This window comes from Streptomyces sp. NK08204 (assembly GCF_020400585.1).
Classification (GTDB): domain Bacteria; phylum Actinomycetota; class Actinomycetes; order Streptomycetales; family Streptomycetaceae; genus Streptomyces.
In genome coordinates, this window is the sequence record NZ_JAINVF010000014.1 from 1 (window position 1) to 24,626 (window position 24,626).

The following is a 24,626-nucleotide window of genomic DNA, read 5'->3' on the forward strand; positions in this document are numbered from 1 at the left end:
ATGTTTCAAACTCTATCAGTGTTTTTCCGTCTCCCTGACCACATCTCCCGCGGACATGCGGAAGGCGACCCTGGATGGGATCTGACAAGTTTGGATGCTGCTGAGAGATGACGCTTTCACGCCGGTCCGCCTCAAGCAGGGTTACGACTGTACACGGAGCCCCGAAGCAGGTGCAAATGAACCGGGCTGGTGGTCTAGACCACTAGCTGGTAGCTTCCATGCGGAACGGCCACTTCATCTGGCATACCCTGCTGCTGCGTGTGCCGTCCGGGACAGCCCGTGACGGCTCCTGTGCAGCTCCACCCCTGGGAGGCTTCCCATGACCACCGTGACGTCCCCGGTCGCTGGACGCGCCATCGGACTGGCCGCTGTGCCGGATCCGGTCTTCTCCGGGGCCATGGTCGGCCCGGGCACGGCGATCGACCCCGTACGTGAACCCTCCGAGGCGGTAGCGCCCGTCGACGGCGTCATCCTCTCCCTGCACCCGCACGCCTTCGTCGTTCTCGACGCGAGCGGACGCGGCGTACTCACCCATCTCGGCATCGACACCGTGCAGCTCAACGGCGAGGGCTTCGAGCTCCTCGTCAGCAAGGGCGACACCGTCACGCGCGGCCAGGGCATCGTGCGCTGGGACCCCGCCGCAGTGGAGGCTGCGGGCAAGTCCCCGGTGTGCCCGATCGTCGCGCTCGAGGCCACGGCCGAGTCCCTCTCCGACCTCCGCGACAGTGGCGATGTGAAGGCCGGCGACAGCCTCTTCGCCTGGCAGTGACGGCAGTGCCGGCCCGAAGGGCGGCGAACACGACAACCCCTGCGGCGGCGGGACCTGCCGCACTTATCGGAGACGGGTGAGATGGAAACAACGCTGCGAGGCGTCGGCGTGAGCCATGGCGTGGCGATCGGCGAGGTTCGGCACATGGGAACCGCGGTGCTCGAACCGCCGGCGAAGCAGATCCCGGCGGAAGAGGCGGGACGCGAGCAGGGCCGCGCCCGTCAGGCCGTGGACGCCGTTGCCGCCGACCTGGTGGCGCGCGGCAATCTGGCGGGCGGCGAGGCCCAGGCCGTGCTCGAGGCGCAGGCCATGATGGCGCAGGACCCCGAGCTGATGGCGGACGTGGACCGGCGGATCGCTGTCGGCAGCACGGCGGAGCGTGCCGTGTACGACGCGTTCGCCGCCTACCGTGAGCTGCTGGCCGGTGCGGGTGAGTATCTCGCCGGCCGCGTAGCCGACCTGGATGACGTGCGCAATCGCATCGTCGCCCGGCTGCTCGGGGTGCCGATGCCCGGTGTCCCGGACAGTGACGAGCCCTATGTGCTCGTGGCGCGCGATCTCGCGCCGGCCGACACGGCACTTCTCGACCCGGCCCTCGTGCTCGGCTTCGTCACCGAAGAGGGCGGGCCGCCGAGCCACAGCGCCATCCTCGCGCGGGCGCTCGGCGTCCCGGCGGTCGTGGCGCTGCCGGGCGCCGGTGAGCTGGCGGAGGGCACGGTGATCGCCGTGGACGGCAGCACCGGTGACGTCTTCGTGAACCCGAGCGCCGAGAAGACGGCGCAGCTGGAGGCCGCTGCGGCCGAGCGCAAGGCCGCGCTGGCCGCCGCGACCGGGCCCGGTGTCACCGCCGACGGGCACAAGGTGCCGCTGCTGGCCAACGTGGGCGGCCCGGCGGATGTGCCGGCCGCGGTGGAGGCCGGGGCCGAGGGCGTCGGTCTGTTCCGTACCGAGTTCCTGTTCCTGGACGACAGCAAGAACGCGCCGTCCGAGGAGAAGCAGGTCGAGGCCTACCGGCAGGTGCTGGAGGCGTTCCCCGAGGGCCGGGTGGTCGTACGGGTGCTGGACGCGGGCGCCGACAAACCGCTGGACTTCCTGACGCCGGCGGACGAGCCGAACCCGGCGCTGGGCGTGCGGGGCCTGCGGACGCTGCTCGACCACCCCGACATCCTGCGTACGCAGCTGACCGCGCTGGCGAAGGCCGCCGAGGGGCTGCCGGTCTACCTCGAGGTCATGGCGCCCATGGTGGCGGACCGTGCCGACGCCAGGGCGTTCGCGGACGCCTGCCGGGCCGCGGGGCTGCCGGCGAAGTTCGGCGCGATGGTCGAGATCCCGTCGGCCGCTCTTCGGGCACGGTCGATCCTGCAGGAGGTCGAGTTCCTGTCGCTGGGGACGAACGACCTCGCGCAGTACACGTTCGCGGCGGACCGGCAGGTGGGCGCGGTGTCGCGGCTGCAGGACCCATGGCAGCCCGCGCTCCTGGACCTGGTCGCCCTGGCCGCCGAGGCGGCCAGGGCCGAGGGCAAGAGCTGCGGCGTGTGCGGCGAGGCCGCGTCCGACCCCCTGCTGGCCTGCGTGCTGACGGGTCTGGGCGTCACCTCCTTGTCCATGGGTGCGGCGGCCATTCCTTATGTGCGGGCGACGCTGGCGAAGTACACGCTGGCGCAGTGCGAGCGGGCCGCTGCCGCTGCTCGTGCCGCCGACAGCGCCGAGGACGCGCGCTGCGCTGCTCAGGCGGTGCTGTCCGGCGAGTAGTCGTACCGGCGCGGCCGGTCTGCCGGGTTAAGGGGCGCCCCGCCTTCGGGTGGGGCGCCCCTGCTGTGCTCAGTGGCGGTGTTCCGGTGCCGTGTCCTCCTCTGCGAGGTCGGGTGGCTCGCAGTAGTCGACGCCGGACTCCGGGGAGAGGAGGTCGCCCGATTCGACGTCGGTGCAGTAGGCGTCGAAGACCTCCGAGGCGGTGAGGGGTTCCAGGCCGCCGCCGCGCAGCCGCCAGCCGCAGACCCGGTCGGCCGTGCCGGCGGTGCTGGTGCGCATGACGAGGCCGCCTGGGCTGCGGGTCGCGAGTCCCAGGGCGAGGACGCTGGTGAATTCCAGGGCTTCCGCGTCGTCGAATCGCGGGCGGCCATCGGCGTCCCGGTCGCCGTGGAGGACGGAGATCAGGGTTTCCGGTGGTCCGGAGACGCTGCAGACGAGGTGCCTGTCGCCGGCAGGAGCGCTGTGGAGGATGCGGGTCAGGATGGTGGAGGCGCGGTCGAAGGCCGCGCGGCCGATGTCCTCGCCGCAAGTGGGGCAGGGACCGAGGCGGGTCAGCAGGGTGGTGGCGTACTCCCAGGTGGCCTGCCGTACCGCCTCGTCCACGAGGGCGGGCAGGAGCGTGGCCAGGGGCCGGCCGTCGTAGGGGACGGTGGGGCCGGTGGCCGCGAGTTCAGCGGTGAAACGGGTCCGGCTCGCGGGTGCCTCGGGATCGAGACCTGTGCTCGCGCAGAATTCGGCGTATTCCTCGGGGTCGAACAGGGCGAGTGTGGTGTGGCTGCCCTGGGCGGCCCGTGTCTTGAGGAGGGCCTCGACCTGCTGCAGGTAGGTGGGATGGTCGTCGAAGGTGAAGCTGCGGTAGCGCCGCATGGCACGGAAGTCGTGCTCGTCGGTGAGCAGGCCGATGGTGCCGGCGATTTCGCGGCGCAGGAAGCGTCGCATGGTGGTGTGGTCGGAGTGCGCCATGTTTTCCCCCAGTCGCGCAGTCGATCAGTGCTCACTCACCGTAACCGGCAGCACTGACAACGGAACCGGCCCCGGATCATGCCGAGGTGTTCGGCGAGCTCCGGGGCCGGTGGTGGAAGGGGGCGGGTCAGGCGCGCTTGCGGGCCAGTTCCTCGTAGAAGCCCAGCAGGGCCAGGTTGTCGATGGATCCGGGGTTGACCGCCTTCTGCAGCGGTGTGCCCTGCAGGAGCCGCTTGACCGGGACCTCGATGCGCTTTCCGGTGAGAGTGTGGGGGATGCCGGGGACCTCGATGATCTCGTCGGGCACGTGGCGTGGTGAGAGCTGCTCGCGGATGGCCTTCTTGATGCGGGTCAGCAGTACCTCGTCCAGGACGGCACCCGGGGTGAGGTGGACGAACAGGGGCATCCAGTAGCCGCCGTCGGGCTCTTCGATGCCGATGACGAGGGACTCCCTGATCTCGGGCAGGCGTTCGACGACCTCGTAGATGTCGGCCGACCCCATGCGGACGCCCTGCCGGTTGAGGGTGGAGTCGGAGCGGCCGTGGATGATCACCGAGCCGCGTGAGGTCAGGGTGATCCAGTCGCCGTGGCGCCAGAAGCCGGGATAGGTGTCGAAGTAGCTGTCGTGGTAGCGGCTGCCGTCGGGGTCGTTCCAGAAGCGGATCGGCATGGAGGGCATGGGATTGGTGACGACCAGCTCGCCCACCTCGTCCACCAGGGGCTTGCCGCTGGGGTCCCAGGACTGCAGGTCGGTGCCGAGGCCGGGGGCCTGGAGTTCGCCGATGTGGACGGGCAGGGTCGGTACGGCTCCGGCGAAGCAGGAGCAGACGTCGGTGCCGCCGCTGACGGAGGCGATCCACAGGTCGTCGCGGACCTCGTCGTGGAGCCAGCGGAACCCGTCGGGCGGCAGGGGGGAACCGGTGGTGGCGACGCACTGGATCTTCGAGAGGTCGAAGTCGCGGGCGGGGTGCACCCCCGCCTTGCGGCAGGCCATGACGTAGGCGGCGGAGGTGCCGTAGAGGGTGGCTCCGGTGCGTTCGGCGATCCGCCACTGGGCTCCGGTGTCGGGGTACCCGGGGCTGCCGTCGTACAGGACGATCGTCGTTCCGGTGAGCAGGCCGGAGACGAGGAAGTTCCACATCATCCAGCCGGTGGACGTGTACCAGAAGAAACGGTCCCCGGGGCCGAGGTCGCAGTGCAGGCCGAGCTGCTTGAGGTGCTCGACCAGGATGCCGCCCTGGGACTGGACGATGGCCTTGGGAAGACCGGTGGTGCCGGAGGAGTACAGCACCCACAGGGGGTGGTCGAACGGGACCTGCTCGAAGACGGGCTCGGTGTCGGCCGAAGTCAGGGCAGCCCAGTCCAGGACGCCCTCGGGTGCCTCGGTGCCGAGGAGAGGAATGTGCACCACGGCGCGCAGGGTAGGCAGCTCGCGGCGCAGCTCGGCGACGATCTCGCGACGGTCGTGCTCCTTGCCGCCGTAGCGGTAGCCGTCGACGGTGAACAGGACGACGGGCTCGACCTGCTGGAAGCGGTCGAGGACGCTGCGGGCGCCGAAGTCGGGGGCGCACGAGGTCCACACGCCGCCGACGGCCGCCGTGGCGAGGAGGGCGACGACGGCCTCGGGGATGTTGGGGAGGTAGCCGCTGACGCGGTCGCCGGGACGGACGCCGAGCGCGCGGAGTTCGGCGGCCAGGGAGCCCACCTGGCGGCGCAGCTCGGACCAGGTCACCGGGCGTGGGTCGTGGGTCTCGTCGACGTACAGGAGGGCGGGTTCGTCCTCGCGGCCGGCCGCGGCGCGCAGGGCGTGTTCGGCGTAGTTGAGGGTGGCGCCGGGGAACCACTGGGCGCCCGGCATCGACCGGTCGCCGAGCACGCGCGAGTAGGGGGTGGAGAAGCGTACGTCGAACCACTCGGTGACGGCTTTCCAGAAGGTGTCGAGCTGGTCGACGGACCACCGGTGCAGGGCCGGGTAACCGCCCTCGGCGGGGGCGCCGTGGTGCTCGGCGGCCCAGGCCTGGAATTTGGTGATGTGCGCCTGGGCGATCCGCTCGGGATCGGGCTGCCAGAGTGGCTGGGCGTTCTCTGTCGACATGTGGGCGGCTCCCGGGCTGTGCGCGTCGTGTGCGTCGGTCCGCGCACGGGCTGGGGTGTGCGCGTGACGCGGCTGACAGGACGATGCCATGTGATCGACTTATGCACCAGGGCGTGCCCCACATAGTCGGTGTCATGAAGATGTGGGCCTGGCACGGGTGAACGGTAGTTGAACGCCACGCGCGCGTGGGGCGGTCAGTGGCAGGGTGAGCAGCATGGACGGTCGTGACCTGGTGCGTTCGGTGAGTGTGGTCGGTTCGGGAAAGGCGGCTGGGAGGTTGCGCACCGTACGGGCCGCGTGGCGCAGGAGGCGGATAGACGCCACCGGGCTGCCGCCGCGGGGGGCCGAGCGCGCGCGGGTTCCGGGACGGGTCCAGGAGGTGGAGCCGGGTCCCGGAGGCGGTCTGATCCGCTTCAGCCGGTCGGAGCTGCGGATCACCGTGGCGGTCAACGGAGCTGTCTTCCTGGGCTGGGACGGGGCGGGTCCGGAGCCGTCGTACGCGCTTGCCGGCGGCTGTCCCGAGCCGGATCCGCGGGCGGTGCTGGAGCCGGACAAGGACGGCGGCTGGCGGGTGGTCGCCGAGAGGGTGACGGTGGTCGTCTCGCGGCACGGCGCGGTGGAGGTGTGCACGCCGGGCGGTGTGACCCTGCGCCGGGACCTTCCGCCGCGCTGGTGGGAGCCGGTCGGCGGGGGTGAGGCTCGGTGGATGCAACGGTCGGAGGTGGCGGCGGACGCCAGGTTCTTCGGCCTGGGTGGGCGCGCCTGCGGGCCCCGACTGCGAGACGGCACGTACCGGCTGTGGAACACCGACCCTGGCCGGGCGTTCGGGCCGGGCGACGATCCGCTGTATCTCACCATGCCGGTGCAGCTGGTGGTGGCGGACGCCGCCGCGCATCTGGTGTTCCACGACACCTCGTGGGACGGCACGGTGACCCTGCGGGAGGGCGAGGAGGGCGCCGGCTCCGGGCACGACCGGGCGGGGCGCTGCGAGGTGCGGATGGACGGCGGCCCGCTGCGGTGCTGGGTGGCGGTGGGCACGCCCGCGCGCGTGCTGCTCACGTGGGCGTCGCTGACCGGGGCGCCGGCGCTGCCGCCCGCGTGGGCGCTCGGCCATCATCACGCGCGGTGGGGTTTCGGCAGTGAGCAGGAGGTGCGCCGGATCGTCTCGGGTTACCAGGAGCGCGGCCTTCCGCTCGACGCGGTCCACCTGGACATCGACCATTTCGAGGACCATCAGGTGTTCACGGTCGACCAGGAACGCTTTCCCAAGCTCCCCGTGCTCGCGGAGGAGCTGCGCCGCGACGGGATCCGGCTGGTGTCCATCGTCGACCCAGCGGTGAAGGCCGCGCCCGGCAATCCTGTCTACGACAGCGGTTCGGCCGTGGACGCGTTCGCGCAAGACGCCTCTGGGCGCACGGTACGGGGTGTGGTGTGGTCCGGCGAGTCGGTGTACCCGGACTTCACGCACGCGCGCGTACGCAAGTGGTGGGGCGGGCTCTACGAGGAGCGACTGGGGCAGGGTTTCGCGGGTTTCTGGCACGACATGAACGAGCCCGTGTCGTTCACCGCGTTCGGTGAGCAGACGTTGCCGCGTTCGACACGGCACTCCTTGGAGGGCCGTGGCGGTGATCACCGGGAGGCCCACAACGTGTACGCGCTGTGCATGGCGCAGGCGGCCTACGAGGGGCTGCGCGAGCTGTCTCCGCACGAGCGGCCGTTCCTGTTCTCCCGCTCCGGCTGGGCGGGGATGCAGCGCTACGGGGGCACGTGGTCGGGGGACGTGGCGACAGGCTGGCCGGGGCTGCGGGCGTCGCTGTCGCTGGTCCTGGGGCTCGGGCTGTGCGGGGTGCCGTACTCGGGGCCGGACGTGGGCGGGTTCGACGGAAGTCCGTCGCCGGAGCTGTACCTGCGGTGGTTCCAGCTGGGGGCGCATCTGCCGTTGTTCCGGACGCATGCGAGCCTGCGGGCGGGGCGCAGGGAGCCGTGGGAGTTCGGTGCCGAGGTGCTGGAGCACGCGCGCGTGGCGCTGCTGCGACGCCGGCGTCTGCTGCCGTACTTCATGACGCTGGCGCATCTGGCCCGGCGCACCGGCGCGCCCTATGTGCGGCCCCTGTGGTGGGGGGCTCCGGAGGATCGCGCGCTGCGTGACTGCGAGGACGCGTTCCTGCTGGGCGACAGCCTTCTGGTGGCTCCGGTACTGGATCCGGGCGCCGACCGGCGTGCCGTGCAGCTGCCGCCGGGCCGCTGGTACGACACGGTGACGGAGGAGGCGTACGAGGGTGCGGCGCGGGTTCTGCTGGACGCGCCGCTGTCCCGGATACCGGTGCTGGCGCGGGCGGGTGCCGTACTGCCCGTGCGCGGCGCGGACGGCGGGCTGGAGCTGGAGGTGTGGGCACCCGCGCGGGGGCGGACGGGGGGCGGACTGGTGGTGCCGGACGCGGGCGACGGGTGGGACGAGCCGGAGATGGAGCGCTACGTCGCCCGCCGGCAGGGCCGGCGGGTGGTGGTCACCAGGGAGCGGGAGGACGGCGTGCAGGAGCCGCCCTACCCGGTGCGTGTGCGGGGGCTCGGCTGAGCGGTACGGCTCAGACGTACCGGCCGTCGAACCATGCCTTCACGGCCGCGGTGTGCAGCGGGAAGGCGAGTTCCTCGGGCCTGCGCAGCAGCCGCCAGCCCTCGGTCTCGTCCGTGGGGGCGGAGGGCGGCAGGCCGTCGGCCGGGCGTTCCGGGAGCAGTCCGAACAACAGCAGGTGCCCGTCGGGCGAGCTCATGGCGTCCACGAGCCGTACGTCGCGGGCGGCGGCGTCGATGCCCGTCTCCTCCTTGAGTTCGCGGACTACGGCCTGCTTCCAGTCCTCCCGGTCGTCGACGTATCCGCCGGGCAGTGCCGTGCCTCCGCGCGCGGGGGCGACGGTTCGGGTGACGACGACCAGGGCGGTGCCCTTGGTGTCGTAGACGGGCTGGAGCGCGATCGCGACCGGCAGCGGGTTGCGGTAGGCGACGGTGCCGCAGGAGGGGCAGGTGCGCGGCCAGCCGGAGATGCCCTCTCCGTAGGGCGCTCCGCAGCTCGAACAGTGAGAGTCCGGAGCGGAGTTGGCAGTTGAGTGCTGAGTTTCGGACACGCGCGGACTGTATCCGATCGCGGGAAGGACGTCTTCCGGAAGCAGAATGACAGGGATTGACGAGGCCGGGTGACCCCCGGCGGTTCACCGCAGCGGTCTGCCTCTTCGCGACGGCTCGCGGCGGATTCCCTGACGTTCCGCCAGGTGGGGGCGGCCGGCATGGACTTCGCCACCGGCACGGGGCGGCCCGGCCGTTGCGGATCCTGGCGGTACGAATTCCGGCGGTACGGATCCAGGTGGAGTCGACGCCGACCCCGCGCTTCCCGGGGCGCGACAGGTCTCAGGGACCGTGCAGCGGGACGACGCCGGCGCCGGGCTCACCTCTTACGGGAAGGCCGTGCCCGCTCAGGCCGTCGCCAGGTCTGTGAAATGACGTGGCAGTCGGCAGACGCCGCGGGCACGCGCCAGGTCGCCGGGGCCCGTGGGGGAATCACCGCCGGTCAGGGGGTGTTCGGGTGGGAATCGGCGGTGGTCGCGGCGCGCTGCCGAATGCGGCGACGCGAGTGCGGCAGCCGGGTCCGATGATGTTGTCGACGCTCTGCGACCACCCCGGAATCCTGCGTGAACGTCTCATGAACTGCGCCTGGGCGCACGCGGTCGGAGCCATCATGCTCCCGTGCACTCCTGGACGGATACTCTCCGCTTCGCCTTCCAGCCCGTGGTCAACCTGAGGACGAGCACGGTCGCCGCACTGGAGACGCTCGCCCGCCCGGAGACCGGCGACGTCCTGGCCGAGGCTCGTCGGGACCCCGAGCTCGACGCCAGGCTGACCGTGTTGGCGCTCCGCGCGGCGACTCGCACCAAGACGCTGCTGCCGCTGCACCTCAACGTGTTCGCGGCCACGCTCGCCGACCTCGGCGGCCTCACCCCGCTGCACGACGCCGTACGCGCGGCGGGGCGCCTGCCCTGGGAGGTGACGCTCGACATCGTCCCGCCCTACACCCATGTGCCCCAACGGGCCCTGCTCGAGGCAGTGACCACCTTGCGTGCGCAGGGCTTCCGGATCAGCGCGGACGGTGTCGGGGAGGGGGATGTGCCCCTCAGACTGCTCACCGACCTCTCTCCCGACCTGGTCAAGCTCGACGCCTCGCTGCTGACGCGGCCGGCCGCGGTGCGGGCCATGCGCACGCTGTGCGAACAGCTGGGCGCGCTGGTGGCGGTGGAGGGTGTGGAGACCGAACTGCAGTGCGCGGCGGCCGTGTCGGCGGGTGCCCAACTGGCCCAGGGGGAGCTGCTCGCTCCCGCCGCCCGGATTCCCGCCGCGGACGTGTACGTTCCGTCCGGCTCCGGCGGGTCCGTGGCTGCCGCGCCCCGATCGGGCCCCTCGGTGCGGGAGTTCGTGCGCCCCGCCGCCGTTCTGCCGGCCACCGCCTCCGCCGGGCAGGTGCGGGCGCTGCTGACCGGCTCCCCGGACGTCTCCGGGGTGCTGCTGGTGGACCAGGCCGGGGCGCCCCTCCGGTCGGTTCACCGCTCCCGCTTCCTGCTGTCCATGTCCGGGCGTTACGGGCACGCCCTTTACGCGGACCGCCCGGCGTTCAAGCTCGGTGACGCGCCGCGCACGGTCGGTGTCGACGCCACCGCCTGGGAGGTGCTGGACGTGGTCGCGGTCGGCGGCCGGGACCGTACGTCGGACGATGTGGCGGTGGTCGACCGACATGGCCGGTGCGTGGGCGTCGTACGGCTCGCGGATCTCGTTCGGGCACTGGCCGAGAGTCGGGTGGAGGAGGCGGCGGGGCTCAATCCGCTGACCAGGCTGCCTGGTTCGCAGGCGATCACGGACGAGGCGGACCGGCGGATCGCGGACGGCCGGCCGTTCGCCCTGAGCTGGCTGGACATCGACCACTTCAAGCAGGTCAACGACGGCGCCGGGTTCGCCGCGGGCGACGAGCTGATCCGCTCGGTCGGGCGGGCACTGCAAGAGGCTGTGCCGGGGCACGCGCGCGTGGGGCACATCGGCGGGGACGACTTCCTGGTGCTGGCCGACGAGGAGGCGCTGGACGCGCTGGTCGCCGCGGTGCTCGACGCTCCCTGGTCCGCGGGCGGCCGGCCGGTCACCCTGTCCCTGGCGACGGTCGTGTGCGCACCCGGCAGCGTGGCCGACCACCGGCAGGCCGCCGCCCATCTCGCCCCTCTGAAGAAGGCGGCGAAGGCACTGGACGGCGCCGGCTGGGTGCTCGGGCGTGCCGGGCTTCCCGGCCACGAGGTACGGCGCGGTTCGGGCACGGCGCCGGCCCGGGCGGGCTACGCGGCGGCCGAGCCGGGTGGGTGAACGGCCCGCCTGTGCAGGTCCGTCGAGGCGCATCCCGGGGACAAGGGCCGTCGGGGAGACTCCGGGTGAGTCGCTGTCACCGTTGCCGTCGTCGACCTTGACGCCCCTCGAACGCCGGTGAACACTTCCCGGTGTCAGCCGACATCGCCGCACATTCTCGGCGTTATCAGGCACTGCGCCATGGGTCTGCCCTGCTCCACGTCCCTTTCTGCCCAGGCGGTCCGGCTGCGACGGCACGCTCGTCATCGACGCCTGGCGGGGCGCGGACCCTCCCCGCCTTCGGCTGAAGTCGCCAAGGGAACGTTCCTGCACGGAGGGCCGGGGCCGATCGCCCCGAGCCGACGCCTAGGGAGCCGCCATGAGCAATGGAGACATATTCGTCGGCGAAGTCATCGGCACCGCGATCCTGATCCTCTTCGGTGCCGGTGTCTGCGCCGCCGTCACCCTCAAGCACTCGAAGGCACGGGCCGCGGGCTGGATCGTGATCGCGTTCGGCTGGGGGTTCGGCGTGCTCGCGGGCGCGTACACCGCCGCTCCCCTCTCCGGCGGGCATCTGAACCCCGCGGTCACCATCGGCATCGCCGTGGACACCGGCAAGTGGGGCAAGGTCTGGGTGTACCTGCTGGGCCAGATCGTCGGCGCGATGCTCGGTGCGGTCCTCGCCTACCTGGTCTACCTCGCCCAGTTCCAGGCCAACGTCCGCCCGGAGGGCACGACCGAGGCGACCGACGACGAACCGGTGCCCACGCTCGGCATCTTCTCGACCGTCCCGGAGATCCGGAACCCGGTCGCCAACCTGATCACGGAGATCATCGCGACGGTCGCGCTGGTGCTGCCGATCCTCGCCTTCGGGCTGACCAAGGGCCTCGGCGAGTCCGGCACCACCGTGCTGATCGTCTCGCTGCTCGTGGTCGGCATCGGACTCTCCCTCGGCGGGCCCACCGGCTATGCCATCAACCCGGCCCGTGACCTCGGCCCGCGCATCGTGCACCACTTCCTGCCGATCCCGAACAAGGGCACCTCCGACTGGGGTTACGCGTGGATCCCGGTCGCCGGCCCGCTGATCGGCGGAGTGCTCGCGGGTCTCGTCTACAACGCGGCCTTCTGAGACCGCCGGGCTCGTGCGACACGGCGCGCGAGCCCCCGCGATCCGCCCCTCGAATCCCACCCCAGCGACCCGGCTCAGCGACCACCCCAGCGACCACCCCAGCGACCCGGCCCAGCGATTCGACCCAGCGACCCAGGGACAGCCATGACGGACACCGCCGAGAAGTACGTCGCCGCCATCGACCAGGGCACCACGTCCAGCCGCTGCATCATCTTCGACCACGGCGGCGCGATCGTCGCCGTCGACCAGCGCGAGCACCGCCAGATCTTCCCGAAGCCGGGCTGGGTGGAGCACGACGCCACCGAGATCTGGTCCAAGGTGCAGGCCGTGGTGGCCGGGGCGCTCGCCAAGGCCGGGCTGCGCGCGGACCAGCTGAGTGCCCTCGGCATCACCAACCAGCGGGAGACGACGGTCCTGTGGGACCGCGCCACGGGCAAGCCCGTGCACAACGCGATCGTCTGGCAGGACACCCGTACCGCGGCCCTGTGCCACGAACTGGGTGGCACGGACGGCCAGGACCGCTTCCGCGAGCGGACCGGGTTACCGCTGGCCAGCTACTTCTCCGGGCCCAAGGCGGCCTGGCTGCTGGATCACGTGCCGGGCCTCCGGGAGCGCGCCGAACGCGGCGAGATCGCCTTCGGGACCATCGACTCCTGGCTGATCTGGAACCTCACCGGCGGCACCGACGGCGGCCGGCACGTCACCGACGTCACGAACGCCGGCCGCACCATGCTGATGAACCTCGACACCCTCCAGTGGGACACCTCCATCCTCTCCACGATGAACATCCCCGAGGCGGTCCTGCCCGAAATCAGGTCCTCCGCCGAGGTGTACGGCCCCGCCGTCGGTCAGCTCGCCGGTGTGCCCGTGGCCTCGGCGCTGGGCGACCAGCAGGCCGCCGTGTTCGGGCAGGCCTGCTACGACGTCGGCACCGCGAAGAACACCTACGGCACCGGAAGTTTCCTGCTGCTCAACACCGGCGACCGGCCGGTGCCGTCCAAGAGCGGGCTGCTGACGACGATGGGCTACAAGCTCGGCACCGAGGCGCCGGTGTACTGCCTGGAAGGGTCCATAGCGATAACGGGCGCGCTGGTCCAATGGTTCCGCGACCAACTCGGGATCATCCGCACCGCCGATGAGATCGAGCCTCTCGCGGCGAGCGTCGAGGACAACGGCGGCGCCTACATCGTGCCCGCCTTCTCCGGTCTGTTCGCGCCCTACTGGCGTTCCGACGCGCGTGGGGTCGTCACCGGGCTCACCCGCTATGTGACGAAGGCCCATCTGGCGCGCGCGGTGCTGGAAGCCACGAGCTGGCAGACCCGGGAGGTCGTGGACGCCATGTACCAGGACTCCGGGGTCAGGATCACCACCCTGAAGGTCGACGGCGGCATGACCGGGAACAACCTGCTCATGCAGCACCAGGCGGACGTCCTCGGCGTCCCCGTGATCCGGCCCCGGGTGTCCGAGACCACCTGCCTGGGCGCCGCCTACGCGGCCGGTCTGGCGACGGGTGTGTGGAACGACCTCGACGAGCTGAAGTCGCACTGGCAGAAGGACGCGGAGTGGGCGCCCGCCATGGAGGCGTCCGTGCGCGACCGTGAGTACGGCAACTGGCGCAGGGCCGTCGGGAAGAGCTTCGGGTGGCTGGCGGAGGGCGACGCTCAGAGCCGCCCGTCGTAAGTCGCTTCACGCGCTTTGGCCCTTCCCAGGACCACGGCCCGTACCCCGGTCGGCGGGATACGGGCCGTACGCGCGCACGGACGCGGCGTAGCGGGTCCGCGGGGGGACGGGGTGGGGGTGCCGGTCAGACGATGACGGCCCGGCGGCGGTCGGCCGCGTACTCCATCGCGTGCTGGACGACGCCGATGAGTACTTCCTTGACGGACTCCCGGTCGCGGGCGTCGCACAGCAGGACGGGTACGTCGGTGTCCAGGTCGAGGGCCTGGCGTACCGCGTCGGCCGGGTACCGGTCGGCCCCCTCGAAGCAGTTGACGCCGACCGTGAACGGTATGGAGCGCCGCTCGAAGTAGTCGACGGCGGCGAAGCAGTCCTCCAAGCGGCGCGTGTCGGCGAGCACGACGGCACCGAGCGCGCCCTCGGACAGCTCGTCCCACATGAACCAGAACCGTTGCTGTCCGGGCGTGCCGAACAGGTACAGCACCAGGTCCTCGCGCAGGGTGATGCGCCCGAAGTCCATGGCCACGGTGGTGGTGCGCTTGCCCTCCACACCACTGGTGTCGTCCACCGGCCGCCCGGCCTCGGTGAGTGACTCCTCGGTGCGCAGCGGCCTGATCTCGCTGACCGCGCCGACGAGAGTCGTCTTGCCCACGCCGAAGCCACCGGCCACCAGGATCTTGAGGGTGACGGGCTCGACCGGAGGCATCGCTCGCTCAGAACGCCCGCAGATCATCGGTCTCTTCTCCTGCTTGAAGGGGGTCGGGCGACGGTCGGCCGTAGCCGCCGCCACCTGGGGTTTCGATGACGAGTACGTCGTGGGGGCCGACGTCCGCGGAACCGCTCGCGCCGAGGTCGGTGACCGTGCCGTCGGCTCGCTCCACCCGGTTGGCGCCGAGCGCGCCGGGGCCGCCGCCCGCCATGCCGTACGGCGGGACGCGGCGGTGCTGGGAGAGCGTGGAGACGGTCATGGGTTCGAGGAAGCGGATGCGGCGCAGAGCGCCGTCTCCGCCGCGCCAGCGTCCGCTTCCGCCGCTGCCCCGCCGGACGGTGAACTCCTCCAGCCTGACGGGCAGGCGCCACTCCAGGACTTCCGGGTCGGTGAGCCGGGAGTTGGTCATGTGGGTCTGGACGACGTCGGCGCCCGGGAAACCGTCACCGGCACCCGATCCGGAGGCGACGGTCTCGTAGTACTGGTGGCGTTCGTTGCCGAAGGTCACGTTGTTCATGGTGCCGGAGCCCTCGGCCTGGACTCCGAGCGCGGCGTAGAGGGCACCGGTGATGGACTGGGACGTCTCGACGTTGCCCGCGACGACGGCGGCGGGCGGCTCGGGCGCGAGCATGGAGCCGGGCGGCACGACGATGTCCAGGGGGCGCAGACACCCGTCGTTGAGTGGGATGTCGTCGGCCACCAGGGTGCGGAAGACGTACAGGACGGCCGCGTTGACCACGGCGAAGGGGGCGTTGAAGTTGGTGGCGAGCTGTGCCGAGGTGCCCGTGAAGTCGATGGTCGCGCGGCGCTCGGTGCGGTCGACGCGGACGCGGACGCGGAGGACGGCGCCCGAGTCGGTCTCGTAGGCGTACTCCCCGTCGTCCAGGGCGTCGATGACACGGCGGACCGCTTCCTCCGCGTTGTCCTGGACGTGCCGCATGTAGGCCTGGACGACATCGAGGCCGAACTCCTCGATCATGCGGCGGACTTCGTCCACGCCCTTCTGGTTGGCGGCGATCTGTGCCCGCAGGTCGGCGAGGTTGGTGTGCACGTTCCGGGAGGGATGGGGCGCCTCGGCGAGCAGGCGCCTGGTCTCCTCCTCGCGCAGCCGGCCGTTCTGCGCGAGCAGCCAGTTGTCGAAGAGGACTCCCTCCTCCTCGATGCTGCCGCTGTGGGCGGGCATGGAGCCGGGGGCGATGCCGCCGATCTCGGCGTGATGGCCCCGTGAGGCGACGTAGAAGAGGATCTCCGGCTCACGTTCCGTGTCGGTTGCGGAGTCGGTGTCGAAGACGGGGGTGATCACGGTGACGTCGGGCAGGTGTGTGCCGCCGTGGTACGGGTCGTTGACGGCATAGGTGTCGCCCGGTCGCATCGAGGCGCCGCGGCGGCGGATGACCTCCTTGACGCTGGTGCCCATGGATCCCAGGTGCACGGGGATGTGGGGGGCGTTGGCCACCAGGTTTCCGTCCGGATCGAACAGGGCGCAGGAGAAGTCCAGGCGTTCCTTGATGTTGACGGACTGGGCCGTGGACTCCAGCCGTGCGCCCATCTGTTCGGCGATCGACATGAAGAGGTTGTTGAAGACCTCCAGCAGAACCGGGTCGGCTTCTGTGCCGATGTCGGAACTCTGCGTGATCGCCGCGCGTTCCATGACCAGATGCCCGTCCTCGGTCGCCGCGGCCCGCCAGCCGTCGTCGACGACGGTGGTCGCGCCGGCCTCCGCGATGATCGCGGGGCCGGTGACGGTCTCGCCGGGAGGAAGGTTCTCGCGGCGGTGGAGGGGTACGTCGCGCCAGACGCCGCCGGTGTGGAGGCGGACGGTGCCGGGGGCGGCCGGGTGGCCTTCGTAAGGGGCGAGGGCGGACAGATCGGGGGGCGCGGTGATGCCGGTGGCTTCGACGGAGAGGGCTTCGACGACGATCGGGCGGTCGAGGGCGAAGGAGTACGTGGCGCGATGGCGTTCTTCGAAGGCGTGCCTCATCGCGCCGGGCTCGGCCAGCTCCACGGTCAGGGTGGTGTCGGTGCCGTCGTAACGGAGCTGAGCGCGCCGGGTGACCTCGATGCGGTCCTCCGGCACGTCCTCGGCGAGGAGTTCGGCGCGGGCGGCGCCCTCCAGGTCGTCGGCCGTCTTGAGGACGGCCGGCATCGAGGCGGCCCGCAGGGGTGCCTCGACGGACTGTTCGCGCATGGCGGTGGTGTCGGCGAGTCCGATGCCGAGCGCGGACAGGACACCGGCCATGGGAGGTACGAGGACGGTACGGATGCCGAGCGAGTCGGCGACCCTGCACGCGTGCTGGCCCCCCGCCCCACCGAAGGTGGTGAGGGCGTACCGGGTGACGTCGTGGCCCTTCTGGACGGAGATCCGCTTCACGGCGTTGGCGATGTTGGCGACGGCGATCTGCAGGTAGCCCTCGGCCACCTGCTCCGGGGTGCGGTCGTCGCCGGTCTTCTCCCGGATCTCGCGGGCGAGGGCGGCGAAGCGGTCGCGGACCAGGGCGGTGTCGAGGGGCTGGCCGCCGTCGGGCCCGAACACGCTGGGGAAGTGGCCGGGCTGGATACGGCCGAGCATCACGTTGGCGTCGGTGACCGTGAGCGGGCCGCCCGCCCGGTAGCAGGCGGGGCCGGGGTCGGCGCCCGCCGAGTCGGGGCCGACGCGGTACCGGGAGCCGTCGAAGTGCAGGACGGAGCCGCCGCCGGCCGCGACGGTGTGGATGTCCAGCATGGGCGCGCGCAGCCGGACGCCCGCGATCTGGGTGGTGAAGACCCGCTCGTACTCGCCGGCGAAGTGCGAGACGTCGGTGGAGGTGCCGCCCATGTCGAAACCGATGACGCGCTCGAAGCCCGCGCGCTGCGACATGCGGGCCATACCGACGATGCCGCCGGCCGGCCCGGAGAGAACGGCGTCCTTGCCGCGGAACTGTCCGGCCTCCGCGAGTCCGCCGTTGGACTGCATGAACATCAGGCGCACGCCCTGGAGTTCGTCGGCGACGTGCCGCACGTAGCGGCGCAGCACGGGCGACAGGTAGGCGTCCACGACGGCGGTGTCCCCCCGCGGCACCAGCTTCATCAGCGGGCTGACCTCGCTGGACAGCGAGATCTGCGGGAAGCCGGTGCGGGCGGCGAGGTCGCCGATGGCCCGCTCGTGGGCGGGGTACAGGTGGCTGTGCAGGCAGACGACGGCGACCGCGCGGATACCGTCGTCGTACGCCTGCCGCAGCGGGCCCGCCAGGGCGTCCAGGTCGGGGGCGCGCAGGACGGTGCCGTCGGCGGCGACGCGTTCGTCGGCCTCGACGACCCGCTCGTAGAGCAGCTCGGGCAGTTCGATGCGGCGGGCGAAGATCCGGGGCCGGTTCTGGTAGGCGATGCGCAGGGCGTCACCAAAGCCCCGGGTGATCACCAGAAGGGTGCGTTCGCCCTTGCGTTCGAGCAGGGCGTTGGTGGCGACCGTCGTGCCCATGCGGACGGCGTCGATGGGCTCTTCGGAGCCGTCGAGGAGTTCACGGACGCCGGCGACGGCCGCGTCGGTGTACCGGGCGGGGTTTTCGGACAGAAGCTTGTGCGTGAGCAGCCGGCCGTCCGGGCGACGCGCGACGATGTCGGTGAAGGTGCCGCCTCGATCGACCCAGAACTGCCAGCCTGTCACGTCACTACTCCGCTTCCGCGCCGGTCACAGTGCCCGGAGGCCGTTGATCACGTCGCGCAGGATACTCTCGTCCGGCAGCTCGGCCGGGGGCACCGGCCGTGTCACGTGGACGAGCTCCGCGTGCACGAGGTCGCCGATGAGCACACGGACGACCCCGATCGGCAGATCGAGTTCCGCGGCGAGTTCGGCAACCGACTGCGGTGCCGTACGACAGAGTCCGACGATCTCCACATGCTCCGGGGACAGTGTCTGGTCCGCCTCCGGATCACCCGTGCCGGGTTCCGTGCCGACCACCGCGATCAGGTCGAGGCGGTGCTGGGCCGCGCTCGTGGTGCGGCCACGCGTCATGGCGTACGGACGGACGACCGGTCCGGCCTCGTCGTCGAACCAGTGGCTTGTTCCCTGACCGTCTCCGCTCATGCCATCCCACTACCCGCCCAGGGGCAGACCGGTGCGCGGAGCAGTGCCCAGATGCACACCGACCCGCTTGACCAGCAGTGTCATCTCGTAGGCGACCTGCCCGACGTCCGAGTCCGCGTCCGAGAGGACGGCGAGGCAACTGCCGTCCCCGGCGGCGGTCACGAACAGGAAGGCGTCGTCCAGCTCGACCACGGTCTGCCGGACGCTACCCGCGTCGAAGTGACGGCCCACGCCCTTGGCCAGGCTGTGGAAGCCGGACGCGACGGCTGCCAGATGCTCGCTGTCCTCCCGGGTCAGATCCTTGGACACTCCCGTGGGCAGACCGTCACCGGAGAGTATGACGGCCTTGCGGATGCTGGCGACCCGGTCGACGAGGTCGTCGAGGAGCCAGTTCAGCTCTCCCTTGTTCGTCTCCGTGTGGCCGGTGGCCTTCGGTGCGGTCATCGACCGTCCCCCTTAGTCGTTCCTCGTGCTGCGCCGTTCTGGGCCCCGTCGCCCGCGGCGTTGTCCTCACGGCCGCGCTGCCAGCCGCGCTGGAGCGAGGCCATCCGGCTGCGGACCTCGGCGGCGTCGCGGTCGCCGACGGGCTGCGGTCGGCGTTCGGCGCTGCGTTCGATGTCCTGCCTCAGCTGCGGGGCCAGGCTGGCCTGTCGTACGCGCCGGGGCAGCGGGCTCATGCCCGGCATCGGTTCCCGGGCGGTGCCGTGGGCCGCCGGGGCCTGCTCTCCCGGTCCACCGGTCAGGGCGGCGGGCCGGGGCCGCCTGGGCAGCGCCGGGTGCCCCGCGGTCTCGTCACCGCCCGGAACCGGCCCGCGCTCCTCGACGCGGTCGGTGTGTCCCGTGACGTCGCGGGAGGCGTCTGTGCTCCGGCGGCTGGGCAGCGGGGCCAGTGTGCCCCCGCCGGGCTGTTCCTGCGGCTCGCCGAAGTGGGAGCGCTGCTCGGTCACGGGCCTGCCGTGGGAGCTGACCAGCTTGGGCGTCTGCCGCCGGGGCAGCGGTACGGGCCCGCCGACCACTCCGTTCTGCGGGTCCCCCAGCTGCGAGGGGGCCGGCTGATGACGGTCGCCCGGCTGGAAGGCACCCGGGTCGTCGGCGCGGGAGCGGGAACGGCGGGGGCGGAAGAGTCCGCCGCGCTCGCTGTCCTGGTCCGTCAGGGCGCCGGGGAAGTCGTTGAGCGCGTCCAGGCCGACGGGCGCCTCCAGCTCGACCGGTCCGTCCAGCACGGACGTCGGCATCCCGGGCAGCTGCGCCGGTGCCTGCGCGCGGGCGACGGCGCGGCCCGCCGCCGGTTCGGACTCCTGCGCGGGCCGGTTCCGGTCGAGGCGGAAGCCGGTCCCGTCGGTGTCCGGGACGTCCTCGGTCAGAAGCGTGTCGGGGATGAAGAGAACGGCGGTGGTCCCGCCGTAGGGGGAGGGCTGGAGGGAGACCCGGACGTTCTGGCGCTGGGCGAGACGGCTGACCACGAAGAGGCCGAGCCGGTCGGTGTCGGAGAGTTCGAACTCGGGCGTCTCGGCGAGCCGCAGGTTGGCGTCCAGCAGCGCGTCGGCCGTCATGCCGAGGCCCCGGTCGTGGATCTCCAGGGTGAAGCCGTTGGCGACTCGCTCGCCGAGGACCTGGACGGCGGTGTGCGGGGGCGAGAAGACCGTGGCGTTCTCCAGGAGTTCGGCCACGAGGTGGGTGATGTCGGCGACGGCCGGTCCGGTGACGGCGATGCGCGGCAGGCGCCGTACCTCGATGCGCTCGTAGTCCTCGACCTCGGCGACGGCGGCCCGGACGACGTCCATCAGCTGCACGGGGCGGCGCCACTGCCGTGACGGTGCGGCGCCGGACAGGATCACCAGCCCCTCGGCGTGCCGGCGCATGCGGGTGGTGAGGTGGTCCAGGCGGAACAGGTCGGCGAGTTCGTCGGTGTCCTCGGTCCGGCGTTCCATGGTGTCCAGCAGCGTGAGCTGCTTGTGCAACAGCACCTGGCTGCGGCGGGCGAGGTTGACGAACACCTCGGAGACGCCCGCCCGCAGTTCGGCCTGCTTGACGGCGGCCTCGACGGCGGCGCGCTGCAGGGTGTTGAGGGCCTGGCCGACCTCGCCGATCTCGCTCTTGTCGTACTCCAGCCGCGGCACCTCGGTCTCCACGTCGACCTGTTCCCCGGCGGACAGGCGGCGCATCACGCTGGGCAGTCGGACACCGGACGCCTCGTGGGCCTCCGTCCGCAGCTGCCGCAGGTCGCGGATGAGGTCGCGGCCGACGCGGATGGACATGACGATGGAGAACACGACGGCGAACAGGCCGAGCAGGCCCGCGATGACCGCTTCCACGATGACGTGCATGGCCAGGGGACGTATGCGGTTCTGGAAGTGGTCGTTCGCCTGGTCGTCGAAACCGCCGAGTTGACGGAGGGCGGGGCCGGCCGCGGAGTCCCAGCTCTTGGCGGTGATCCCGCGGGGGGTTCCCGGATCGCTGCGGGTGACGGTCTCTTCGGCTGCGCGCAGTGCCGCCGTGGGGGCGTTCTTCCAGAAGCGTTCGTAGCGTTCGCGCTCCGCGGTGGGCAGCTGCGCAAGGCCGACGGCGTACAGCGCCGTGCGCTGGGCGGCGAGGTCGGCGATCTCACGGATCTCGTTGCGGGTCAGCGTGCCGACGACCAGGGCGGAGCCGAGCAGCGCGTCCTCGCGGGAGAGCAGATCGCGGGCGGCGGAGACGTGGACCAGGGCGCGAGCCTGCTTGTCCAGGTCGACGTCGTCGACCTGGTCGAGGGAGCTGAGCAGGGTGTAGCAGGAGCCGATGAGCCGGTTGTACAGGTCGAAGGCCTGGGCGCGGGTGACCGTGCCCTCTTCGACGCTGCGGCGCAGCGAGTCCAGACCGTCGAACCCGTCCAGCACGGTGGTGAGACGGTCGCGCCCGTTCCCGTCGAGTCCGTCCTGGCCCTCGGCGTTCTTGCGGACCTCGGCGATCGCCTGGTCGGAGGCCGTGCGGGTGTGGTTGAGCGTCGAGACGGCGTCGGTGGCCCGCGGGTCGGCGAGGTAGAGCAGCGTCTGGCGGCGTTCCTCCTGCAGGACACGGATCGCGTCCTCCGTCGGATAGCCGATGTCCTGCCTCTCACCCGTCACATGGAACAGCTGGGCCACTTCACGCCCCGTCAGTACCGTCGCGAAGCCCCAGACAGCGGTCAGGGACACCAGCGGCACGAGGAGCAGCGCCACGATCTTCCGGCGGATCGACTTCCCGCGAAAGCGCATGGCCTCCCCCAGCTCGGCCCCCGCCGACCGGGGGCACGTATATCCGTCAACAAACGGCGCGAGCCTACTACCGCATCACAGGTAACTCGAAGACATATTCGGAGTGTGAAATTCCGTACTGGCAGCGGGAGATGGCGAGTTGTCCGGGCATTGCGGGAGATTGTCCCCGCGATTCGACCGCCCGCGACGGGACCGGCCGCAGCGGCCCGGACAGGTGGTTGGCTGGAAATTTTCGCCGAGGGGAATCTTCGCGGGACCCCGTTCGTCCTTCTCTACAGGAAATGGGGGCGGAATCGGACACAGGAGCCGCATCCCGCATCTCGGCGGCGTAAAGCAGCGCAAGCCGGGCAGCCACTGGGGAGTCGGTGTCTTCGGGTGCCGGGGGTGAGCGGTCTGCCGGCGGTGGGGAGTGACACGGTGATGGGCACGGCGGAGCGGCGCGAGGCGCCGGAGGAGAACGTGGCGGATCGCTGGGCGATGCGGCGGGGCCGAGGGGCGCTGGATCGCGACATTCCGGCGCGGGAGCACATCCGGGGGTCCAACGAGCGTCAACGGCAGGCGCGAAACCGGCCGTTGTGGGTCGATGAGCCCGCGCGCCGACGCCGGATGCCCGATCCGGTGCGTACGGCCGCGGTGCGGGCGGTACTGATCACCTCGGTGACGCTGATCCAGGCGATGATCGCGTTCCTGTGCACCATGGCCGGGTCCTGGCTGGCCTTCCCGATGGTGATCGGCAGCGTGGTGAGCACGGTGGTGGCCACCTGGGCCGTGGTCGACGTATGGGTGACCCGCCAGGTGTGGAACCAGCGGTACGGGGTCGTCTCCGAGCCGAGCAGCACGGCCCGGGCGCTGCGCCGGGAGCGCCGCGCCCGTCGGCGCGAGGAGCGGTCCGCCAGGCGGGAGCAGGAGCGCATACGCCGACGGGGCGGCGCCGGGCGGCTGTCGCACCCCTGATCCCGGGATCGTCCTGGGCGGGGACACCGGCAGTCACGGCGAGTCCCGCTGCCGCGGCCCGGCCGGTGCTCACGGCGAGGCACCGCTGCCGTGGTCCCGGTCGCTCCTCACGGCACGGCCGGCTGCACTCGCCCCTCTTCTCGGCCGAGTTCCCGCCGGGCCCGTGTGAAGGGGCGGGGGCGGTCCACCGCGAGCACGGCGACCGTGCGGCCGTCGCGTTCGTAGCGGGCGAGGAAGCCGCTCTCCCCGGGATCGTCGGCCGTGAGGTCGCCCTCCGTGACCCGGACGGTGTCCCCCTCGCGCCACCGGCCGGCGAACTGCAGGCGCGAGCCGTACTGGTCGGACCAGAAGTACGGCACTGTGCGCAGGGTGTGGAGGGTGCGGCCGGCGAGCAGGTTGGCCACGGCGACTCGGGGCTGCTCGGTCGCGGAGGTCCAGTGCTCGGCCCGGACGCCGCCGACGCGGGCCACGTCGCCGACCGCGACGACCTGGGGCAGGCCCGTTGCACAGCCGCCGTCGCAGAGCACGCCGTCGTGGCGGGCGAGCGTCGAGCCCGTCAGCCAGGACGTGTTGGGGGTGGTGCCGATCCCGACGATCACGACATCGGCGGGCAGGGTGCGGCCGTCGGTGAGGTCGACGCCGCTCACCCTGCCGGTACCGCGCAGCCCGGCCACGCCGGTTCCGGTGACGAGGTGCACCCCGCCGCGGCGATGGAGCGCGGCGCACACGGCGGCCATGTCGGCGCCGAGATGGGCCACGAGCGGGAGCGGGGCGGCTTCGACGACCGTGACGGCGTGGCCGAGCAGGGCGCACGAGGAGGCGGTCTCGGCGCCGATGAAGCCACCGCCGATCACGACGACTCGGCTCGGACCCCGGGTGAGGTCGGCGCGCAGGGCGCGGGCGTCGTCCAGGGTGCGCAGGGTGTGCACCCCCGCCGGGCTGTCACCGGGCAGGCGGCGGGCGGTGGCGCCGGTGGCGATGACGACGCCGTCGGTGGGCACGGTACGGCCGTCCTCCAGCAGCACGCTACGGCCGCGGGTGTCGAGTCCGCGCGCGCGGACGCCGAGCAGCCACTCGGCGCCGAGCCCGGCGAGGTCGTCGGGATCGGTGAGGGCGAGTTGGTCCTCGCCGGCGCGGCCGGTGAGGAAGTCCTTGGAGAGAAGGGGGCGGTCGTAGGGGCGGTGGGTTTCCTCGCCGACGATCACCAGTCGGCCGTCGAAACCCTGGGCGCGCAGTTCACGGGCCGCATAGAGCCCGGAGAGGGAAGCACCGACGACGGCCACCGTCCTCATGCGGCACCGTGCCTCTCCCCGGTCAGCCACCGGACGGCGCCGGGGGCGGTCAGTGCGGTCGCGGCCGTACCGCGGCGCCTTCCCGGGGAGTCGGGGGCGAGCGCGGGTGCCGGGGCGGCGCGTGCGGGTGTACCGGGCCGTTGCGGGTCGGCGTCGTTCATGCGGCCGTGTCCTCCTGCGCGGTGAGATGGACGTGGACGACGCCGTCCTCGACGGTGACGCGGTGGGTGCGGACGGGGCGCCGGGCCGGGAGGCAGGTCGGCTCGCCGGTGCGCAGATCGAAGCACGCGGCGTGCAGCGGGCACTCGACCAGGCAGCCCTCGAGCCAGCCCTCGGAGAGGGACGCGTCCTGGTGGGTGCAGGTGTCGTCGATGGCGTACAGCGCTCCGTCGTCGGTGCGGAACACGGCGACCGGCGGTGAGGTGGCGACACGGACGGACTCGCCCTCGGGGAGGTCTTCGAGACGGCAGACGGGAATCACGGGCCCCCTCTCGGTCCGGACGCTCGGTCCGGGACCTTCTCGGTGCAGGCTGTGGGGATGCGGGCGGGCGTCCGGACCTTCGTCGCTCCGGGCGGTGACGCAGCGCGGGAGTGACGGACCGATCGGCGGCCCACGTGGT

Annotated in this window: 18 protein-coding genes; 7 read left to right on the plus strand and 11 right to left on the minus strand. The window is 71.9% G+C overall.

Going from position 1 to position 24,626, the window contains the following annotated elements:
- Positions 1 to 319 precede the first annotated feature (319 nt).
- Both K7G59_RS21260 and ptsP read left to right on the plus strand, forming a co-directional pair.
- Positions 320 to 769, plus strand: coding sequence for a PTS glucose transporter subunit IIA (locus K7G59_RS21260; protein ID WP_225836553.1), 450 nt, complete (start codon positions 320 to 322; stop codon positions 767 to 769).
- Between the two features lie 81 nt (positions 770 to 850).
- Positions 851 to 2,521, plus strand: coding sequence for a phosphoenolpyruvate--protein phosphotransferase (gene ptsP, locus K7G59_RS21265; RefSeq protein WP_225836555.1), 1,671 nt, complete (start codon positions 851 to 853; stop codon positions 2,519 to 2,521).
- Between the two features lie 69 nt (positions 2,522 to 2,590).
- Here ptsP and K7G59_RS21270 read toward each other — a convergent pair whose 3' ends face one another.
- Positions 2,591 to 3,484 (minus strand): hypothetical protein, encoded by an 894-nt coding sequence (locus K7G59_RS21270; protein WP_225836557.1) that lies wholly within the window; start codon positions 3,482 to 3,484, stop codon positions 2,591 to 2,593.
- 127 nt (positions 3,485 to 3,611) lie between these two features.
- Positions 3,612 to 5,579 (minus strand): acetoacetate--CoA ligase, encoded by a 1,968-nt coding sequence (locus K7G59_RS21275; RefSeq protein ID WP_225836559.1) that lies wholly within the window; start codon positions 5,577 to 5,579, stop codon positions 3,612 to 3,614.
- Positions 5,580 to 5,793: 214 nt separating this feature from the next.
- On the opposite strand from K7G59_RS21275, the gene K7G59_RS21280 reads away from it, so the two are divergent.
- Positions 5,794 to 8,154, plus strand: a complete 2,361-nt coding sequence (locus K7G59_RS21280; RefSeq protein ID WP_225836561.1) for a glycoside hydrolase family 31 protein — start codon at positions 5,794 to 5,796, stop codon at positions 8,152 to 8,154.
- A 10-nt stretch (positions 8,155 to 8,164) separates the two neighbouring features.
- Here K7G59_RS21280 and K7G59_RS21285 read toward each other — a convergent pair whose 3' ends face one another.
- Positions 8,165 to 8,701 (minus strand): NUDIX domain-containing protein, encoded by a 537-nt coding sequence (locus K7G59_RS21285; protein ID WP_225836563.1) that lies wholly within the window; start codon positions 8,699 to 8,701, stop codon positions 8,165 to 8,167.
- 616 nt (positions 8,702 to 9,317) lie between these two features.
- Here K7G59_RS21285 and K7G59_RS21295 point away from each other — a divergent pair.
- The 3 genes from K7G59_RS21295 to glpK all read left to right on the plus strand — a co-directional run bounded on the left by K7G59_RS21295 (position 9,318) and on the right by glpK (position 13,758).
- Complete coding sequence (locus K7G59_RS21295; protein ID WP_225836565.1) at positions 9,318 to 10,970, plus strand: GGDEF domain-containing protein; 1,653 nt, start codon at positions 9,318 to 9,320, stop codon at positions 10,968 to 10,970.
- A 358-nt stretch (positions 10,971 to 11,328) separates the two neighbouring features.
- Positions 11,329 to 12,078: an MIP/aquaporin family protein gene (locus K7G59_RS21300; protein WP_225836566.1), complete on the plus strand. Its 750-nt coding sequence runs from the start codon at positions 11,329 to 11,331 to the stop codon at positions 12,076 to 12,078.
- Positions 12,079 to 12,222: 144 nt separating this feature from the next.
- Positions 12,223 to 13,758: a glycerol kinase GlpK gene (glpK, locus tag K7G59_RS21305; RefSeq protein ID WP_225836567.1), complete on the plus strand. Its 1,536-nt coding sequence runs from the start codon at positions 12,223 to 12,225 to the stop codon at positions 13,756 to 13,758.
- Positions 13,759 to 13,882: 124 nt separating this feature from the next.
- Here glpK and K7G59_RS21310 read toward each other — a convergent pair whose 3' ends face one another.
- Genes K7G59_RS21310 through K7G59_RS21330 form a run of 5 tightly spaced genes read right to left on the minus strand, consistent with a single transcriptional unit; the run spans position 13,883 to position 21,760 of the window.
- Positions 13,883 to 14,488 (minus strand): ATP/GTP-binding protein, encoded by a 606-nt coding sequence (locus K7G59_RS21310; protein WP_225836568.1) that lies wholly within the window; start codon positions 14,486 to 14,488, stop codon positions 13,883 to 13,885.
- Positions 14,469 to 18,107 carry a hydantoinase B/oxoprolinase family protein gene (locus K7G59_RS21315; protein ID WP_225836569.1) on the minus strand — a complete coding sequence of 1,213 codons (3,639 nt, stop codon included), beginning with the start codon at positions 18,105 to 18,107 and terminating at the stop codon, positions 14,469 to 14,471. The genes K7G59_RS21310 and K7G59_RS21315 overlap by 20 nt, the downstream gene beginning before the upstream one ends.
- Positions 18,108 to 18,131: 24 nt before the next feature.
- The gene (locus tag K7G59_RS21320) at positions 18,132 to 18,527 is read right to left on the minus strand and encodes a DUF742 domain-containing protein (protein WP_225836570.1); all 396 of its coding nucleotides are present in this window, start codon (positions 18,525 to 18,527) and stop codon (positions 18,132 to 18,134) included.
- Between the two features lie 9 nt (positions 18,528 to 18,536).
- Complete coding sequence (locus tag K7G59_RS21325) at positions 18,537 to 18,971, minus strand: roadblock/LC7 domain-containing protein (RefSeq protein WP_225836571.1); 435 nt, start codon at positions 18,969 to 18,971, stop codon at positions 18,537 to 18,539.
- Positions 18,968 to 21,760 carry a nitrate- and nitrite sensing domain-containing protein gene (locus K7G59_RS21330; RefSeq protein WP_225836572.1) on the minus strand — a complete coding sequence of 931 codons (2,793 nt, stop codon included), beginning with the start codon at positions 21,758 to 21,760 and terminating at the stop codon, positions 18,968 to 18,970. The genes K7G59_RS21325 and K7G59_RS21330 overlap by 4 nt, the downstream gene beginning before the upstream one ends.
- 420 nt (positions 21,761 to 22,180) lie before the next feature.
- Between K7G59_RS21330 and K7G59_RS21335 the strand changes: the two genes are divergently transcribed.
- Positions 22,181 to 22,714, plus strand: coding sequence for a hypothetical protein (locus K7G59_RS21335; protein ID WP_225836792.1), 534 nt, complete (start codon positions 22,181 to 22,183; stop codon positions 22,712 to 22,714).
- A gap of 107 nt (positions 22,715 to 22,821) precedes the next feature.
- Here the strand turns inward: K7G59_RS21335 and K7G59_RS21340 are convergent, their stop codons facing one another.
- From K7G59_RS21340 to K7G59_RS21350, 3 genes are read right to left on the minus strand one after another with little or no spacing between them, the layout of a single operon-like run.
- On the minus strand, positions 22,822 to 24,006 hold the full coding sequence (locus tag K7G59_RS21340; protein WP_225836573.1) for an NAD(P)/FAD-dependent oxidoreductase: 1,185 nt from the start codon (positions 24,004 to 24,006) through the stop codon (positions 22,822 to 22,824).
- Positions 24,003 to 24,167: a hypothetical protein gene (locus K7G59_RS21345; protein ID WP_225836575.1), complete on the minus strand. Its 165-nt coding sequence runs from the start codon at positions 24,165 to 24,167 to the stop codon at positions 24,003 to 24,005. Before K7G59_RS21345 ends, K7G59_RS21340 begins: the two co-directional genes overlap by 4 nt.
- Positions 24,164 to 24,487 (minus strand): bifunctional 3-phenylpropionate/cinnamic acid dioxygenase ferredoxin subunit, encoded by a 324-nt coding sequence (locus K7G59_RS21350; RefSeq protein ID WP_225836577.1) that lies wholly within the window; start codon positions 24,485 to 24,487, stop codon positions 24,164 to 24,166. Before K7G59_RS21350 ends, K7G59_RS21345 begins: the two co-directional genes overlap by 4 nt.
- Between the last annotated feature and the right edge of the window lie 139 nt (positions 24,488 to 24,626).

Excerpts from the sequence above, each read along its gene's own strand:
- K7G59_RS21260 (WP_225836553.1), top strand. The coding sequence starts at position 320 with ATGACCACCGTGACGTCCCCGGTCGCTGGACGCGCCATCGGACTGGCC.
- ptsP (WP_225836555.1), top strand. The coding sequence starts at position 851 with ATGGAAACAACGCTGCGAGGCGTCGGCGTGAGCCATGGCGTGGCGATC.
- K7G59_RS21270 (WP_225836557.1), bottom strand. The coding sequence starts at position 3,484 with ATGGCGCACTCCGACCACACCACCATGCGACGCTTCCTGCGCCGCGAA.
- K7G59_RS21275 (WP_225836559.1), bottom strand. The coding sequence starts at position 5,579 with ATGTCGACAGAGAACGCCCAGCCACTCTGGCAGCCCGATCCCGAGCGG.
- K7G59_RS21280 (WP_225836561.1), top strand. The coding sequence starts at position 5,794 with ATGGACGGTCGTGACCTGGTGCGTTCGGTGAGTGTGGTCGGTTCGGGA.
- K7G59_RS21300 (WP_225836566.1), top strand. The coding sequence starts at position 11,329 with ATGAGCAATGGAGACATATTCGTCGGCGAAGTCATCGGCACCGCGATC.
- glpK (WP_225836567.1), top strand. The coding sequence starts at position 12,223 with ATGACGGACACCGCCGAGAAGTACGTCGCCGCCATCGACCAGGGCACC.
- K7G59_RS21310 (WP_225836568.1), bottom strand. The coding sequence starts at position 14,488 with ATGATCTGCGGGCGTTCTGAGCGAGCGATGCCTCCGGTCGAGCCCGTC.
- K7G59_RS21320 (WP_225836570.1), bottom strand. The coding sequence starts at position 18,527 with ATGAGCGGAGACGGTCAGGGAACAAGCCACTGGTTCGACGACGAGGCC.
- K7G59_RS21325 (WP_225836571.1), bottom strand. The coding sequence starts at position 18,971 with ATGACCGCACCGAAGGCCACCGGCCACACGGAGACGAACAAGGGAGAG.
- K7G59_RS21330 (WP_225836572.1), bottom strand. The coding sequence starts at position 21,760 with ATGCGCTTTCGCGGGAAGTCGATCCGCCGGAAGATCGTGGCGCTGCTC.
- K7G59_RS21335 (WP_225836792.1), top strand. The coding sequence starts at position 22,181 with ATGGGCACGGCGGAGCGGCGCGAGGCGCCGGAGGAGAACGTGGCGGAT.
- K7G59_RS21340 (WP_225836573.1), bottom strand. The coding sequence starts at position 24,006 with ATGAGGACGGTGGCCGTCGTCGGTGCTTCCCTCTCCGGGCTCTATGCG.
- K7G59_RS21345 (WP_225836575.1), bottom strand. The coding sequence starts at position 24,167 with ATGAACGACGCCGACCCGCAACGGCCCGGTACACCCGCACGCGCCGCC.